We start from the raw sequence: 15,570 nt of genomic DNA on the forward strand, positions 1-15,570 counted from the left end.
TCACTCGTGGAGTACGCCGTGGAACCGGAGGCAGAGCAGTACAGACTGAGCATCGCCGCCGCTGGCGCCTGAATAGACACCTTGGAATCACGCCCCGTCCTGACGTGATACCTGTCCACGTGTGATAGCGGAGTAACCTCGAGCTCGACCTCAGAACCTGGAGACCCGATGCAGACCATCGCTTTCTACAACCATAAGGGCGGCGTCGGCAAGACCACCCTGCTTTTCAATCTGGGCATAGCGCTCCAAAGTCAGGGGAAGAAGGTGCTCTTTGTCGACGGAGACGCCCAGGCCAATCTGACGAGTATCGCACTGAGGGATGAGCAGATTGAAGAAGTCTACGATAGCGAACAGACTATCTATCACGGCTTGGCGCCCCTCGTCGAAGGGTCAGGAGACATCGAGATTGTCAGGCCCATCGAGATTCGAGACAACGCCTGGGTTCTTCCTGGGCACATTAATCTAAGCGTGTTTGAAGAAATAGCTCCTGAAGGATGGACTAGCGCCCTGGCCGGGAATCCTCGCGGCTTCAGGGTTAGTACAGCCGTGCACCGGCTGACAAGGGGTGTTGCAGCCCAGGTTGGGGCTGAGTACATTCTGCTCGACCTCGGGCCGAATGTTGGGGCGTTTAATCGGGCTGCCCTCCTGGCTGCGGATGGATTCGTCATTCCCATGTCGCCCGACCTGTTCTCGCTGACGGCGCTTCCCAGCGTGGGGGAGAGCGTGAGTAGGTGGGTCGATGAGTGGCGCATCGCGACTAACTCCGCGTCGAGGAGGGGGCTCAAGCTGGGATTTGACCTACCCGTCGGGTCCCCAGTACCCCTCGGGTACATCAGCCAGCAGTTTGCCGTCTATAGAGAGCAGCCCGCGAAGGCATACAAGCGATGGGTGAACCAGATCCCTGCTCAGTATGTCGCTGGAGTAGTGGAGCCACTCGCCGAGGCGGGCGTTAGGCACCCGGAACGCGAGGGCAAGATCGGCGAGGTGCGAAACCTTTCCAGCCTGATCCCTATGGCTCAAAGGAACCGTTCCGCTGTTTTCGAATTGACTGGCACCCTCGCTCGAGGGGCACAGTTCACTCGTGCGCGCGACACCTACAACCTCTTTGCTGATCTTGCCGGTGAAGTTCTGAATCGTCTCGACGAGACTTTGTAGGCCACTATGACGGAAGCCGGGTCGCGTCCAGAACTCATTGTGCTTGACACCTCCACCTTGCCGCGGCGTGCAAGTATCCGAGACAATCCACTGCTTTCGGCGCTTCTTCGCATTGCAAAAGCAACCGACATCAAACTATGCATAACAGACGTGATTCTTGAGGAATCAACGTCGGCGCGTCGGCGCGCCGCAGAGCAGGCGATATCCGAACTCAAGGCTGCGGTTAGAAAGTTAGGGAGTCTCCATGAGGAGTCTGGAGGGGATCTATACATTCCGTCCGTGGAAGAAATCGTCGAGCGATGGGAGGGGGACCTGCGAAGTTCTTTCTCAATCCTCGAGACCGCCGGGGAGGATGCTCGCCTCTCATTGCTCAGGGAGGCTAATCGAATTCCTCCGGCCAGGGCCTCGGGGGACTCTGCCATTGGCTCACGAGATGCGTCGATCTGGCTCACTGCTAAGCGGGCAGCTGGCGAGCAGCGCGTCCTTCTGGTCTCTGGCAATACTTCCGACTTTGCCGGCACCAATGGCCTACGACAAGAGCTTGAGGAAGAGTTATCAGAGGGCGAGTTGGTCGCTTACTCCGCGTCCGTAGACGCAACAGTATCTTTGTTGGCAGAGAGCGTTATTCCGATTGCGCGCGACGTCTCTGACGTCAACGCATGGGACGGCGATTCCGATATTCTTATGCAGGCTACAAATTTTGTTATTGCGAGCACCGACGAAACCCTCGATTATGCTTACGGCCAAATAGATAATAAGAGCATGGAGGTCAGGCGCGAGTACGCTTTCCCTGGCGGGCGGCTGGCGCTGATCGCTCTGACTTCCGACCTCAAGATTTCGCCTCTTGACCTCGATCCATCTGACGCGGGCTCCCGCAACTACCCAATAATCGTAGACTTCTGGGTGCTATGGGACGATGACGAGTCGACGAGCATTGACGTCGATCGAATTCGTCATGACTCGTCCGGGTAACTTTTCTAGGGCGGCGCGAAGCTATAGTTGGCGGGCTCGGGGGCGGCCTACTAGAAGCCGCAATCATGCGATTCCGTGGTGGTACCAGCGTGTGTGGCTGAGTGAGGCTGCAGGCCTCGTTGTGACCGGGAGGGTGCGTGAACTCCTGTCAACGCGTGTAGCGCGCAGTTGCTGCCATGGGTATAAGGTGCCTTGTAGGAGGTGGTTGGGATGGCTCTGGTAGAGGTGCCGCCAAGGGCGGCCGCGGCGGTCCAGTTGCGACACCGTCGCGATCTGGACGAGGTGGATCTGCGTCGCGAGTTGGTGGCGTTGTCGGAGGAGGGGTACTCGCAGACGCGGATCGCTCAGTGGTTGCAGATCAGTCAGTCGGCGGTGTCTCAGCTGTTGAAGACGGCGCGTGGCGGGTCGGTGGCGCGTGCGGGGTTCTCGGGTGCGAGTCCACGTGAGTTGTGTCAGCGGTACGCGGCCGGCCTGTTGAGCCGGGAGCAGGTCGTGGACGAGCTGACGCGGTGGGAGTACGTCCCGATGGCCCAGCACGAGGCGTACGAGGACCTGCCGGTGCAGCCCGAGGGCACGATCTGGGACGTGTACCGCGCTGCGATGGACGGCCTGATCGATGAGGGTCTGTACGGGGAGGTCGCGGCGCGGGTCGCGGCGGACGCGAGCGCGTGAGCCGCGAGGATCACGACCACGTTGAAGCGATCCGGGCTCTGGTCAGTGGCGGCCCGCTGGCCGCGGACGCCCCGACATCGACCCTGAACAACCCGGAGTGGTTCTTCCCGGGCGGGATGCCCACCCCGGCGCGTCTCCGGCTCCACAGGCAGCTGAGCGCGCGGGTGTGGGGAGTGGGAGCCCCCGGCGGATGTGAGCGTGCGGACGCCGCGAGCGGTGGTGCTGGCCGGCCCGCCCGGGGCGGGCAAGTCCACGGTCGCCCGTACCGCTCTGAGCCAGGGTGAGCGCTCCTATCTGCGGGTGGATGCCGATGAGTTCAAGGAGCTGTTGCTGCGTCAGGCGCTGAGCGATGGCACGTATGAGTCGTTCGTCAAGCCGCAGGCGGTACGTGACCGTGAGGCGCGCGGTGAGGTGTTCGTCCCGCTCGAGCTGGCGTCGCTGGTGCATCGGGAGTCTTCGATGCTCGCGGCCGATCTGACGCGGCAGGCGATCCAGGCGCGTCGGGACATCATCGTGGACACGGTGCTGGCTGCGGAGAGCAACGGCCGGCGCCTGCTGGAGCAGATGCAGGCGCAGGGGTATGAGGTGCGGATGATCGATGTCGAGGTGCCCTACGAGGTTTCTCAGGCTCGTATCCGTGAACGCTGGGCGTCGGGCCGGGCGCAGGTGCTGGCCGGCGGTGACGACCTCGAGGGGGCCGGTGGGTGCCGAGTGAGTACGCCCGCAGCGTGTACTACGAGCAGGACGGTGTCTCCAAGCCGGAGCGAGTCTCGGAGCTCCTGGCGCGGGAGTCGCCGATCGTGACGCGGTTCCAGCGCTACCGCACGAGCGCGGAGCAGGTGGCCGCGGCCGAGGCGGCAGGTGTCGGTGTCGAGGCAACGCTCGAGCTGGAGTTCGCTCGCCCGAACGTCTCAGCCATGCCGGTCACGACGACACCCGGACAGGGCCTGAGGGGCGATGAAGCGGCGCGTCGAGCGCTGTCGTATCTGGGCCGGCAACGTGGCCGGGGCCCGTCACGTAGTGACGGGCGCGAGTAAGACTGCGCGGAGGTAGCCCGTCCACGGGACGCGCACGCCCGAGGTGAGTCAAGGGTGTCGGTGACGTGCGTGCGGTGGTCGGGCGGTAGGTCGGGTCCGGCTGTCCACCTGTGGTCGGGACGAGCCCGAAGGAGATAGCTCGTGCCGTCCACAGGTGGTCAGGGGGTCATCGAACGAACCTGCGCCCGTAACGGGCTGTGCGCCTCAGGAGGGGTGTCCCTCGTGCTGCTGTAGCTCCTGCTCGGCCGACTGGGGCACCGGGTCGGGGGTGGGTGCAGCGGCCGTCCGGCGACGACGCGCGACGCGCGTCGTCTTGGCCGCCGGCGGGAGGCCGATCTTCCGTAGTTCGGCCTGGCTCCATCCTGCGTTGACGGCGGCGTCGTAGGCGCGCACGTCCGCGAGCTCCGCGTTCTTCACCAGGTCGCTGGCCTCCTGCTGTGCGCGTGCGAGGAGCGCTGCGCTTTCGGCCTGCGCGTCGGTCACGGCCTGCCGTGTCACCGCGAGTTCGCGCACGCTGTCGATGCGTGTTTCCTGTGCCGCGCGAGCGAGTTCGACGGCCTGGTCCGGTGTGGGTGTGCGAGCCATGGGTGGTTCTCCTCAGCGTTTGCGGTGTGCGCGCCCCGGGCGCTCCGACCGCTCGATCGTATCGAACCCCTGCGGCCTCAGCGAGGCGTAAGGCGAGTTGCAAAGCCAGCGGTGTCCCGGACGGAGCAAGCTATATAATCAGCCGTGCTGATCGGTTGCCCTGCCGGGAGCTCTTGGGCCATGCTGGCCATGGGTCCCCACGCCGGGTGGGGTCGCTGCGCTGGGCCGAGAGGTGGTGGATCGGTTGTCGGAGACGTCGCAGACGGGTACGCCCGCTCCGTCACGTGCGACCACCCAGCGCCGGCGCCGGCGCGTCGAGGGTGGCCGCAAGGTGCGCTACGAGGTGCGCGCCACCACGGAGGAAGCCGGCGCCCTCCTGGTGCTCGCGGAGCGCTACGGCGTCAGCGTTCCCAAGCTGCTGATCGACTCCGCGCTTGCCGGTGGCTCGCAGGCGGCAGCCGCGAGCGCGTCGGAGCGTGAGGCTGTGCTGCGCCAGTTGCTTGCGGCGCAACGCACGCTCGCCGGCGTGGGCAACAACGTGAACCAGATCGCGCGCCGGGCGAACATCGACGGCGAAATCGTGGCGGACCTTCTGACCACCCACGCGCGAGCGCGCGAGTTGGTCGGTCAGATTGCCGAGCTCGTGACGGAGCTGCGGGTGATGGGGCGATGATGCCGAACGTCTCGCGCGGCGACCGTGTGTCCGGTCTGCTGGTCTACCTGGCAGGTCCAGGACGTCACAACGAGCACACCGGGCAGCGCGTGATCACCGGGGACACGGTGACGCGCCTGACAGCGCCCGAGGGTGTGTTAAATCGTGACGACGCGCTCGCGATCGCGCGCACGGTGGACGAGCCGCACCGCGCGTTCGGCGTCGAGGTCAAGGGCGGTCACGTGTGGCACGTGTCCCTCGCACTGCGCGCCGGCGAGGGCGCCAAGAGCGACGAGCTGTGGGAGAAGATCGCGCGCGACTTCGTGCAGGCGATGGGGTTCGATGACGCGGCCAACGACGACCGCGTGAACGAGGCCGGCACCGACGTCGGTAGCGGTCAGGACGACACCGCGCGCAAGGCTTCGTGCCGGTGGGTCGCGATCCATCACGGGCCCTCGGGCGGGGGCAACGACCACGTGCACATCGCCGTCAGTCTCGTGCGCGAGGACGGCACCAAGGCCTCGACCCATCGCGACTACTCGCGCGCGCAGAAGGTCGCTCGCACGTTGGAGGAGCGCTACGGGTTGGAGCGGTTGGAGTCGGTGTCGGCCGAGCGTTCTACACGCGGGTGGGAGATGGGCGAGCGCGAGGCGCAGGCACGCCGTCGAGCCAAGGCGTTGCACTCCAAGAAGATCGCCGCCGGCCAGCAGCTCGCGCCGTGGTCCTCGCTCGACTCACACCAGCGCGTCGGGCTCGTGAGCGTCCAGCTGCGCGAGGACCAGCCCCGGGTGGCGCTGGCTCGCAAGGTACGCGGGTGCGCGGCCGCGAGCAGCGACGAGGCGGAGTTCGTTCGCCGGCTGCGCGGCTCCGGTGTGCTCGTGCGACCCCGCTACGCCGAGGGCAGCACCGACGTCGTGGCTGGCTACAGCGTCGCGTCGCGACCGGTGCACGGTGAGCGCCCGATCTGGTACGGCGGTGGCCGCCTGGGACGTGACCTGACACTGCCGCGCCTGCGGTCGGAGTGGGACACGAGCGAGACGTCCCGCGCGGCCGCCGGCGCGGAGTGGAACGCCGCCAAGCGCGCCCGCCGGGTCGCGGCACCGGGGCGAGAGGTCAGCGCCCCGCGCCCCGAGGTGTGGCAGCAGTTCAGCAAGGAGATGGAGTCCCTGTCCGCGCAGCTACGGGCCGTGCCGACGCACGACCGCGAGACGTGGGCACGTGTGGCTCGACGCACCTCCGGCGCCCTGGCGGCGTGGTCGGACGCGACCGAGCCGACCCCCGGCGCCATGGCGCACGCGGCCGACGCGCTGAGCCGTTCCGCGCAGACGTTCGGCCGCGAGACGAGCACGCCGAAGGCGCAGCTCGTGGCCGTGTCGGGCACGACCATGCTCGTGGCCAGCGCCTCACGCGGAGGCGTCGGACCGGTGGGGCAGGCCGCGCTCCTGCGGTCGCTGATGAACCTGTCCAAGGCGGTGCACGACGCCGCTCTCGCGCAGGGTCAGCAACGCCAGGCCGAGTCGATCGCACGCGAGATGCGCGGACGGCTCGCAGAGGTGCACCGGCGCATGGACACCGCCGCCCAGGCCCACCAGCCGGCTACGGCTGCTCAGGTCCCCGGCGGCGCCGAACAGCAGACGACGGCCGCCGTGGCGACGGCGCCCAACCCGAACATCACCGACCGGATGCGCGCCACGCTCGCCACGGCGCAGGCCTCCCAGGCCCACCCCGCCACGCGCGCCGTCCAGCCTGCAACCGAGCCGTCGCCAGCGAAGCCGAGAAGCACCACCCGGCCGGGTCCTGAACGGGGCTCGACCGACCAGGGACGCGAGTAGGTCGCGCTCCACCAACCCCGCAGGGAGGTCACACCATGAGCATGGACAACGACGGCATCGACGAGGTCGTAGAGGGCCAGTTCCGCGTGCTCCTGACCGCCGCCAGCCAGGCCGGTGAGGCCCTGGCGCGAGCGATCGAGCAGCGGCGCCGCGAGGCCACGGCCGACAGCACCCGGGAGGCGGCCGAGCTGCGCTCCCGCCTCGACGCCGAGCTCGAGACGGCGCGCGCCTCGCTCAGCGCGACCAACAACCCCCAGTGGTGGGCGCAGGCCAGCGCGCAGGAGATCTCCGAGATGTACAAGACCGCCCGGGGTTGGGCGGCCGAGCACCCCGAGCTCGCCGAGGCCGAGGAGCGGATGCGCACCGAGGTCGGGCACCGGTTCGGGGTGACGATCGAGAACCTGACCGCCACCGGCGCCGAGCAGCAGCGCGCACGCGCGGAGCAGGCCGAGGCTGCATCGCTCACCCGCGCTGCCGAGGCGGCCGAGCAGCGCGAGGACCAGAGCGAGGCGCAGCGGGAGCACGAGAGCGTCCCCGCCGTGCGCGAGGAGCTGCGCGCCGACGCGCTCGCCCACGCCGCCGAGGCGGGGGCTCTGCGCGTGCGCGCGGAGCCGGCCTACGACAGCGCCGAGCGTCGCGAGGCCACCGCGCGAGGGCTGACCGAGGCCGGCCACAGCCAGAGGCAGGTAGCGGCCGTGATGCGCGCGGATGTCGCCCAGGCTCGCCCGGCCAGCCAGGCCGTGTCGGGGCGCCCCGACCGCAAGCCCGCCCAGGCCCGCAAGGGACGCACCCAGGCGGCCGAGCAGCAGAGGTCCAGTCTTGGGCGCTAAGTAGCTTCATCTGTCGCGGCGCCCTGAACGCGAATTGCACCATGGCCCGAAGGAGGAGGCCCCGGGCAGAGTCGTAGCTCTCTGGTACCTAATCCAGGCTCAGGGGTGCTCACGTCCGGTCGCGCCATCTTAGAAGTCGGCCTGCTTCAGGATGCGCCGCAATCCGATGAGCTGTGCCGTGCTCGGATCCCTTCTTTGCCCTCAGCGAACCGGGCTATTCAGACCGCAGGCGCCTTCGTCAAACTGCAGTACCGTCTCGCGGTAGGGATTCCCCGGACTCCGCTCCTTGGTATGAGTCCGAGGAAGCCGTACACGGCTCCGCGCCGAGCGCGTCTCATGCGATATTTGACATCCGCATCCGATAGAGAAAAGCCGCCATAGCGTCTCGGTTCGTCGAAGACAAGGGCCTATACGTCCCGTCGGGCCAGCCAGTCGAGATCCCGCGGGACCTCAGCCAAGACATTTCTTTGTAAAACTGAGTTTGTGGCGTCACGTCCGTGAAAGGGGACGACGAAGGCGCCACGTAGTGGGGATTTCCTGCAAGCCTATAAAGAAATGCCGCCATCGCATCTCGTGCGACGGGCTGGTTCGGGCGGAATGAGTTGTCCGGCCATCCTCCCACCAAGCCCACTGCCTTCGCCCAGCAGATCACATCCCCATTTGGGGTAAAGTAGTTCACGTCGGCGAAGCAGTTCGTCCCGCTGTTCAGCGCAGGAAACCCGCGCATTGCCCACATGAAGTAAACCATGTCGGATCGAGTCGTCGCCTCGTATGGGCGGTAGTTCCCGTTCGCATCCGCAGGTGCAATATTATTGTTCCGCATCCAGCGAATCTCGGTAGCAAACTGGTTGTTTGAATATACGTCGTAGTAGGGGCCATCGCAATTTACGGCGTGCCCAACTACTTGAAACGAAACCCGGAAACTGCTCTGGTAGAAGATGGTCCGACCCTGCGGGTAGACGCCCGGGATGTCGTAGTTCCAACCGGCAAAGTCCGACAATGCCGAAGCTTGGGAATTAATCACGCCAAGCCCCCGGTTGGCGTTCGCGGAGGATACTATCGCGCCAACCATGCCGTACGTCTGCCCAGGCTGGAAGGCGGTGCTGACCGAGTGAGGGGTGCCGTTCAGTGATACTTCGACGGTGCGATACTGGCCATCGTTAGATGAGAGTGAGCGCGAAATTTTTTGATCGTACGTCGCCCACGAGTTGTTGTTCGAAATTCCCATGCTGAAGCTGTAGTTGGAATCGGCCGCGGAAGCATTCCCGGTTTCGATGGCAAATTTTGAATCCGTCATCAGCCGACCGCCCCCGTTGGGGAAAGTTGGAAGACTATGGTCCCCTGTGGTGAAAGCGGGGGTATCGTAATCCAGTTGTAGACCTGTGCGGTGGCTTGCTGGCTTCTGGTTTGCGAATCGAAAATTCCGGCTTTAGAGCCGGCGAGCGTAAATCCAAGTCCTTGATTCTGAAGGCTGGCGCCGGCGAGCTTAAAATTGTCGATGTCGCGGATAGGGAGCGGATCGGTGATCAGGTTGGAGCCGGTGAACTTGTAACTGCAAGTCGTAGTCACAAGAGATGTGGAAGCGGTTGGCCCCTGTTCGTAGAGGATTTAAGTATTGTCTTGGCGCGCGTCGATAACGGCTGCCTCTTGGGCGCTCGTAACGGGGTAAAAGAAAGGGGTTGCCGCCCCCGGCTGGCCCGATTCCTCCAGGTCCTCGTCACCTTCTGGGAATTCGGAAGCGGGCGCGTCGTACTCGTAGTATCCAGATTCTCCTTCGGGGACCCTGAATGCGGGTTCGGGTAGCGAAGGAGGGGTTAGGTCGCTCAGGCTTGGCTCTGGCCCACCGCCAACGCCGAAAGCGGGCGTGATTGAGACCGCGAGTAACGCAGCGGTCGCACTGGCGGCACCGAGTGCCAAGAGGTTACGCCTTGTCATTGCTCGCCGTCTTTCCTCTAGAGGTTCGCGATAGATCTTATTGCAATTGAGGCGACCGTAAGAAGCAATAGCGCAGAGAGGATGGCAAGTATTGTTACAAGGATGCGCGCGGAAATGTCGCTAAAAGAGAATCGCTTACCTCGAGGTTCGAGCACAGGTGAAGCATGGCGCAACTTGTGTGACCGCGCAACAGGGCGTGACATCAACGCGTCACGCCAGAGTCTCTAACGATCCCGCGTCGAGAGACTCAGGCGGCGGGTGGGTCCTCGCGCACGTCGCGGAACAGGCCCGGGGGCGGGGAGACGTGCGGTAGTGGTTGACCGGGCTTGAGTCGGTCCTCTTCGTCGGTGTAGTTGGCGAAGGGGCCAGAGGAGGACAGCAGGACGTTCATGTGGTGGTCGGCGTGGTCGCGCCACCACACGCTCGCCCCGGTCGTGGGGTCGGTGCGCAGGTGCTCCCAGGCCCGCCACATCGCCTCGATGCGCATCAGGCCTTCGGGGACCTCCCACCAGCGGGCGCACCACACGCGCCCGTCCTGCGATCGCATGTAGGCGTCGCGCAGGAACTTCTCGAAGAACTCCACCGCGTTGCCGTAGTACGGCTGATCGCCGTCGCCGTCGGCCGCGGCCTCGCTCACGCCGCCAAGCTCGCTCGCGGCGATCGCGGCTTCCACGGCGTGCTGTGCGCGCGTGCACTCGCTCGCGGCCGTGTCGGCAGCCACGGTGGCCGCGTGAATCTCGCGGTCGCGCTGCGACACCAGGCGTAGTGCGCGCTCGACGTCCTCGGCGGCCGCCAGACGCTCCCACGGCCGCTTGCTGTCGTCGTCCTCGAGGTCGGCAACCCGAGCTCGAGCGATCGCCACCGCGCCCTCGGCGTCGGCGGCCGCCTCACGGGCACGCGCCATGGCCGTCTCCGCCTCCACCCGCGCGACGTCGGCGCGGTCGCGGGCGGCCAGCGCCTCCATCACGCCGGGCTCGCTCAACAGCGCGTCGGCACCCCCGTGCGACGGCGCAGGGTCGCCGGCAGGGCTGGGGGTGCCGTACCCGGGCACGGGTGCGGGGTCGGGGGTGTCCCAGTCGGTGCTCATGCGGCCTGCACCCCCGGGACGGGGCCGAGCTCGTCGGTCGTCTCGGCCAGGTCCCGCTCAGCGCGGGCCACGGTCTGGCCGGCCTGCGGGTCGTGCGCCTTGATCGAGGCGCGGATCGCCTCAGCGTGCGGCCCGACCAGCCAGGGCACCGTGCGCACGAGGGTGGGCCGGTTCCCTGCCGAGAGCAGGACCGCGCGGCCGCGCGGTAGGGCGCTGAGGTCATCGACGTCGAGCACCCGTTCCCGGCTGAGGCTGTCGGAGCGGGTGCGCTGGCCACGGGTGGTGGAGGCGCTGGAACTGAGCCGGTCGTAGTTTCCGATCAGCGTGGACAGGTCCGAGAGGAACTTCACCTCGGTGTTGTTGCCCAGGTAGAGGCGCACGTTTGCTGCGCTCCACAGCTTCTCCATCCCGCGATCGCCCCACACGTCCACGCCCTGCGCCCAGGACTGCAACACCGTGGCGAGCACGATGCCCTTGGACCCGAAGTGGGAGTAGAGCGAGGGCAGCTGCTTCCAGCGGCAGACGTTCGCGGCCTCATCCAGGATGCCCAGGAGCGGGGTCGGGAGCCGGCCGCCGGGAGAGCGGCGCGCCTTCTCCTCCGCCGCCTCCACCACGGCGACGGTGAGTGCGGTCACCAGGGGGCCGGCGGAGCCCTCACCCTCCATCGACAGCGAGTACAGCGTGCCGCCGTCGTCCAGGAGCTTGGCGGGGTCTAGCTGCGGGCGAGGGTCGCCGGAGCCGTTCGCCGTGATCCACGGGTCGATGCTGCGGTTGGTCAGGCACTTGGCCATGCGGCGGGCGGTGGAGAAGATCGAGCCCCGCTCGCGGTCGGGCGTGTTCACGATCCCGTACAGCGCATCGGCGGTGCGGGGGAAGCCGTGCTCGCGCAACGTCTGGACCTGGCGCTCGTCGCGAGGGTTGGTCAGCCACGTGTAGACCTGCGTGATGGGGGTCTGCGTCATCGCCGCCGCCAGGAACAGCGCCCCGAGCAGCGTCCTACCCGAGCCGTCGAAGTGCGCATCGCCCTTGCCCGCGCCCTCCTCGCGCGAGCCCTCCGCGAAGTGGCCCGCGAGCCGGTCGGCCTTCATCTCGTCGGTGACGTAGGACAGCGGGTCCCACCACCACGTCGCCGGCTCCTCCGCGACGCCCTGGGGGTCGAAGACCCACACCGGGCCGCGCTCCTTGCGCACGTCGCGCGTGGCGTCCACGACGTCGCGCTTGTTCGAGGTGGTGATGACCGCTCCGGGAGCCTCCACGATCGCCCCGATGACGAACGAGGTGGACTTGCCCATGCGGGGGCCGGCGATCATCGCGATCTGGTCCTCTGCCGAGGCGTAGAGCGCCTGACCGCCGCTCACGCTGCGCCCCAGCGCCACACCCAGCCATTCCCCGGCGCCGAGCCGCTGCGACGTCGCGCGCGAGGCCTTGGCGGTCAGCGAGGAGATGTCGCGGCCGCGACCCATGTACCGGGCCTTGTCATCGACACGCGAGCGGTGCCGAGCGATCCGCCGGAACGCCAGCGCCAGCAGCACCACGACGGCGAGCACGAGCACGCCGAGGACCACCACGACGGCGGTCCCGGCCGCCGGCCAGGCCACCGCTCCCGTAAACACCTCTAACACCACTTGCATGGGGTTGCCCGAGAGCTCGACCGGGGTGCCGGCAAAGCGGTTGCCGAGACGCACGCCGGCGTTCACGCCGACCACGACCAGCACGACCAGGCCCACGAGCACCATCAGGGCGTACAGCTGCCCCCGACTCTGCCCCGGGTCCTCCCTGCGGTTGTTTGGACCGTTCACGATGCCTCCCTGGCCTGCGCGCGAGCCGCGCGTCGTTGGGCTTCGACCTCTTGCCACTTGCGATTGGTGTTGGTGAGGTTGAGCTCGCGCTGCGTCAGTCGCACCCGGATCGGGATACCCGGACGGCCGCCGACCTTGATCAGGAACTTCCCGCGCCCGGGCGGGTCCTGCTTCACACCCTCCTTGGCCGACTGGCTGGGCGGGGTCGCCCACGAGGCGAGCTTGGCTTGCTCCTCCTGCGTCAGGGGCAGGACCGGGGTCAGGTCCGGCATCTCCGCCCCGGGCAGGCCCCCGAGGATGACCATCCCCGAGCGCTCGATGAACCCCATCGCTTTGAGCCGTTCCGACTCCGGAAGCGCTTTGAGGTCCTTCATCGTGTGCGTGATCATCGCCTGACCCACCATCTCGGCACGGTTGAGCCGGGTCAGGTAGTCGATGCGATCGACCATCATCCCGCCGCCCGCTCGCAGGATGCGGTGCAGCTCGTCCATCACCAGGAAGTACAGCCGGCGCGGCTCCAACCCGGCATCGGCCAGGATGCCGGCGATGTTCACCGTCGCGAACCCGTTCGACCAGCACGCCAGCAGCGCGGCCGCCAGCAGGTCGGACTCTCCCTGCGGGATAGCCGAAATGTCGTAGACGACCGGCTTGTCCCGCTGTAGCGGCTTGCTGGACTCGCGCGAGAACAGCCCACCGAACCCGGTGGTGGACAGGAGCGTCAACGACAGCTCCAAGCCCTCCGTCTTGGTCTGGTAGACCTCCCAGCTACCCCGGTCGATGACCGCCGCACGCAGCTCGTCCGGTCCCTCGCGCACGACGTCCAGGACGTCGCTCATGATCGGCACCCGGTCGAGCCGGGCGTCCACGATGTGCAGTGCCCGGTCGAGCACCGCTTCCTCGGCCTCCGTGGTCGGTCCCTTGCGCTGGATCGCGATCAGCCCGAGAACGGTCGTGAGCCGGCGCCCGTGGGCGTCGGCCTCGACCTCCTGCGCCTCTCGCTCGAACCCGGCCGCGCGCAGCCGCTGCGCGGCCACGGTCGATTCGCCCGGGTCCAGCGGGTTGATGTAGTCGCGATTGCGCCCGAGACGGTGCACCTCACCGCCGAGAGCTTCGATCGTGGGCACGTAGTCCGGGCGGGTGTCGCCCAGCACGAACGGCAGCACGCCGTAGCCCGCCAGGCCGACGCACATCCGTGCCACGAGGCTCGTCTTGCCCAGGGCCGGCAGGCCCATGACGAACACCGAGGGGTTGCCGATCGCGTCGCCCTGGAACCAGCTCATCGGGTCCGCGCACACCGTGGCGGAGGTGTGCTCGTGCACCCCGAGCGGAACCCCGAGCATCGAGGTCCCGTCACCGACGGCGAACGGGTGCAGACCGCAGACCTGGACCGTGGTGCCCCGGAAGCTCGCCGGGACCTGAATCGTGGTGTCGGCGCCGGCGCCCGCACCGAGCCACCCGCGAGCGCTGGGCACTCGGGGCGCGCGCACTTTCGGCGTGCTGTGCTTGCTGCGCCGGCCCATCACACGCCCTCCCGGACCACGGTCGGAACGTTGGAGTGCTTCTCCGGCACCAGCCCCAGCGGGAGCGCGAACGCGAACGCCGCGTGCTGGGAGCCGTACACCGGGCGCAGCTGCAACCGCGCCGCGCCCCCGAGGTGCTCGACCGCGGCTTTGGCCGCCGGCAGCTTCTCCGGCTCGGTCACCGTGGCCGTGACCAGCATCCCGAACCCGACCAGGCCCGCTCCGCTGGCCTCCTCGGCCGCCGTCGCCCGCGCCGACTGGACCGCGTGCGCCTGACGGTGGGTCGTGCGCCGCGCCGCCGTGGCGGCAAACACCGAGTTGGACTCGTCCCGCTCGACCATCCGCGCCGCCCGCGCCGCGTCGATCGGCTGATAGAGCATCGTGACCCGCTTGCGTGCAATGTCGCGGTGAGGGGAGAGCAGGCTACGCAGGATCGAGGACTGCACGACCCCGCGCGGGGCGCCGGTCATCGACCACGTGACCGACACCGCCGAGTCGTGGCGGTAGTGACCCCAGGCGCTCTCGTGCGCCGACGGGCCGACCTCCGACCAGGAGATGTCCGGCACCTCACCCTCGGCGCGCGCCTCATCGAAGTAGCGCGCCACCACCGGGTTGTAGGCCACCTGCACGACCTCGCACAGCTCGGCCGCCGTCGCCGGGAGGCACGCACCGGCCCCGGTCAGGCCCAGTGAGCTCGTCAGCCCCGGGAGCCGGGTCGCGAGCTCGCGACCCATCTCCTCCGGGTTGAGAGTGCGCCCGAGCACCATGGCGTCGGACTGGAACGTCAGAGAGACGTAGGCGCGCACCGTGGAGGAGCCGGACGGGTAGTCCTGCACGACCTCCTCGAGCACGGCGCGCGAGTAGGTCGGCGCGTTGCTGTCCATCCGGCCCTGAACCGCCTGGGCGAGCCGCTGGCCCGTCTCCGGGGCGCTCTCGACCGTCACAGCGGCCCCCACCAGGCCCGGCTCGTCCGCCAGGCCCGCGAGCCAGTCGCCCCACGCCGCGACGCGGAAGTCCACCGTGTCCTGATCCACCAGCGCCCCGCCGTCGGGATCGCTGGCCAGCACCACCGTGAACGTCTTCACCTTCGGAGCGTGGATCAGCGCGAACGGGCGACCGTAGGAGTCCTCGTGCTCGCTCAACTGCGTGGTCGCGGCGACCCCCGGCAGCTGGTGGGTGCCCCACGGGGTCCGCCCCAGCGGCCCCGAGCGGTACAGGTTCGCCCGCGAGGCCCGCGTATAGGCGAACGAGAACCGCTGCGCGAGGCGGTTGCCGATGCTCAGCCCGTGCCGGTCGCGCAGCGAGAGCACCACCGTCACGACCGCGATTGCCAGGCCGAACGCCAGACCCACCAGGAGGTTCGTGATCGTCATCAGAACCACCATGAAAACCAGCGCGATCAGCAGACCGAACGTCGCCACCATCCCCAGGCCCAACAGGCCCGGCGACGTCGGCCGCTTCCAGTTGCCGTACGTCCGCACGCGCCTACCCGTC

Annotated in this window: 14 protein-coding genes; 7 read left to right on the forward strand and 7 right to left on the reverse strand. The window is 67.6% G+C overall.

Annotated features, from left to right (window positions below; translation table 11 throughout):
- Positions 1-168: 168 nt before the first annotated feature.
- From QQK22_RS17735 to QQK22_RS17750, 4 genes are all read left to right on the forward strand, one after another.
- A complete protein-coding gene (locus QQK22_RS17735) occupies positions 169-1,155 on the forward strand; it encodes a ParA family protein (RefSeq protein ID WP_284252893.1) in 987 nt (328 codons plus the stop codon).
- Positions 1,156-1,194: 39 nt separating this feature from the next.
- Positions 1,195-2,127: a PIN domain-containing protein gene (locus tag QQK22_RS17740; RefSeq protein ID WP_284252895.1), complete on the forward strand. Its 933-nt coding sequence runs from the start codon at positions 1,195-1,197 to the stop codon at positions 2,125-2,127.
- A gap of 210 nt (positions 2,128-2,337) precedes the next feature.
- A complete protein-coding gene (locus QQK22_RS17745; protein WP_284252897.1) occupies positions 2,338-2,799 on the forward strand; it encodes a helix-turn-helix domain-containing protein in 462 nt (153 codons plus the stop codon).
- Positions 2,800-2,997: 198 nt separating this feature from the next.
- Positions 2,998-3,603 (forward strand): zeta toxin family protein, encoded by a 606-nt coding sequence (locus QQK22_RS17750; protein ID WP_284252898.1) that lies wholly within the window; start codon positions 2,998-3,000, stop codon positions 3,601-3,603.
- 437 nt (positions 3,604-4,040) lie between these two features.
- Here QQK22_RS17750 and QQK22_RS17755 read toward each other — a convergent pair whose 3' ends face one another.
- Entirely contained in the window at positions 4,041-4,334 is a 294-nt protein-coding gene (locus QQK22_RS17755; protein WP_284252900.1) for a hypothetical protein, read from the reverse strand.
- Positions 4,335-4,752: 418 nt separating this feature from the next.
- Here QQK22_RS17755 and mobC point away from each other — a divergent pair, with 418 nt between their 5' ends.
- From mobC to QQK22_RS17770, 3 genes are read left to right on the forward strand one after another with little or no spacing between them, the layout of a single operon-like run.
- The gene (gene mobC / locus QQK22_RS17760) at positions 4,753-5,094 is read left to right on the forward strand and encodes a plasmid mobilization relaxosome protein MobC (RefSeq protein ID WP_284252902.1); all 342 of its coding nucleotides are present in this window, start codon (positions 4,753-4,755) and stop codon (positions 5,092-5,094) included.
- Positions 5,091-6,905 (forward strand): relaxase/mobilization nuclease domain-containing protein, encoded by a 1,815-nt coding sequence (locus tag QQK22_RS17765; RefSeq protein WP_284252905.1) that lies wholly within the window; start codon positions 5,091-5,093, stop codon positions 6,903-6,905. The genes mobC and QQK22_RS17765 overlap by 4 nt, the downstream gene beginning before the upstream one ends.
- Positions 6,906-6,940: 35 nt before the next feature.
- Complete coding sequence (locus tag QQK22_RS17770; protein ID WP_284252907.1) at positions 6,941-7,735, forward strand: hypothetical protein; 795 nt, start codon at positions 6,941-6,943, stop codon at positions 7,733-7,735.
- Positions 7,736-8,069: 334 nt separating this feature from the next.
- Here QQK22_RS17770 and QQK22_RS17775 read toward each other — a convergent pair whose 3' ends face one another.
- The 6 genes from QQK22_RS17775 to QQK22_RS17800 form a co-directional block, all read right to left on the reverse strand.
- A complete protein-coding gene (locus QQK22_RS17775; RefSeq protein ID WP_284252909.1) occupies positions 8,070-9,032 on the reverse strand; it encodes an S-layer homology domain-containing protein in 963 nt (320 codons plus the stop codon).
- On the reverse strand, positions 9,032-9,304 hold the full coding sequence (locus QQK22_RS17780; protein ID WP_284252910.1) for a hypothetical protein: 273 nt from the start codon (positions 9,302-9,304) through the stop codon (positions 9,032-9,034). The genes QQK22_RS17775 and QQK22_RS17780 overlap by 1 nt, the downstream gene beginning before the upstream one ends.
- 613 nt (positions 9,305-9,917) lie before the next feature.
- Positions 9,918-10,757: a DUF4913 domain-containing protein gene (locus QQK22_RS17785; RefSeq protein WP_284252912.1), complete on the reverse strand. Its 840-nt coding sequence runs from the start codon at positions 10,755-10,757 to the stop codon at positions 9,918-9,920.
- A complete protein-coding gene (locus tag QQK22_RS17790) occupies positions 10,754-12,556 on the reverse strand; it encodes a type IV secretory system conjugative DNA transfer family protein (protein WP_284252914.1) in 1,803 nt (600 codons plus the stop codon). The genes QQK22_RS17785 and QQK22_RS17790 overlap by 4 nt, the downstream gene beginning before the upstream one ends.
- A complete protein-coding gene (locus QQK22_RS17795) occupies positions 12,553-14,043 on the reverse strand; it encodes an ATP/GTP-binding protein (RefSeq protein WP_284252916.1) in 1,491 nt (496 codons plus the stop codon). The genes QQK22_RS17790 and QQK22_RS17795 overlap by 4 nt, the downstream gene beginning before the upstream one ends.
- Before the next feature lie 32 nt (positions 14,044-14,075).
- A complete protein-coding gene (locus QQK22_RS17800; RefSeq protein ID WP_348525657.1) occupies positions 14,076-15,557 on the reverse strand; it encodes an SCO6880 family protein in 1,482 nt (493 codons plus the stop codon).
- Positions 15,558-15,570: the final 13 nt, after the last annotated feature.

It is taken from the genome of Litorihabitans aurantiacus, assembly GCF_030161595.1.
Classification (GTDB): Bacteria; Actinomycetota; Actinomycetes; order Actinomycetales; family Beutenbergiaceae; genus Litorihabitans; species Litorihabitans aurantiacus.

Coding starts and splice junctions, on each gene's coding strand:
- QQK22_RS17770 (WP_284252907.1), top strand. CDS start 6,941: ATGAGCATGGACAACGACGGCATCGACGAGGTCGTAGAGGGCCAGTTC.
- QQK22_RS17735 (WP_284252893.1), top strand. CDS start 169: ATGCAGACCATCGCTTTCTACAACCATAAGGGCGGCGTCGGCAAGACC.
- QQK22_RS17765 (WP_284252905.1), top strand. CDS start 5,091: ATGATGCCGAACGTCTCGCGCGGCGACCGTGTGTCCGGTCTGCTGGTC.
- QQK22_RS17745 (WP_284252897.1), top strand. CDS start 2,338: ATGGCTCTGGTAGAGGTGCCGCCAAGGGCGGCCGCGGCGGTCCAGTTG.
- QQK22_RS17775 (WP_284252909.1), bottom strand. CDS start 9,032: ATGACGGATTCAAAATTTGCCATCGAAACCGGGAATGCTTCCGCGGCC.
- QQK22_RS17785 (WP_284252912.1), bottom strand. CDS start 10,757: ATGAGCACCGACTGGGACACCCCCGACCCCGCACCCGTGCCCGGGTAC.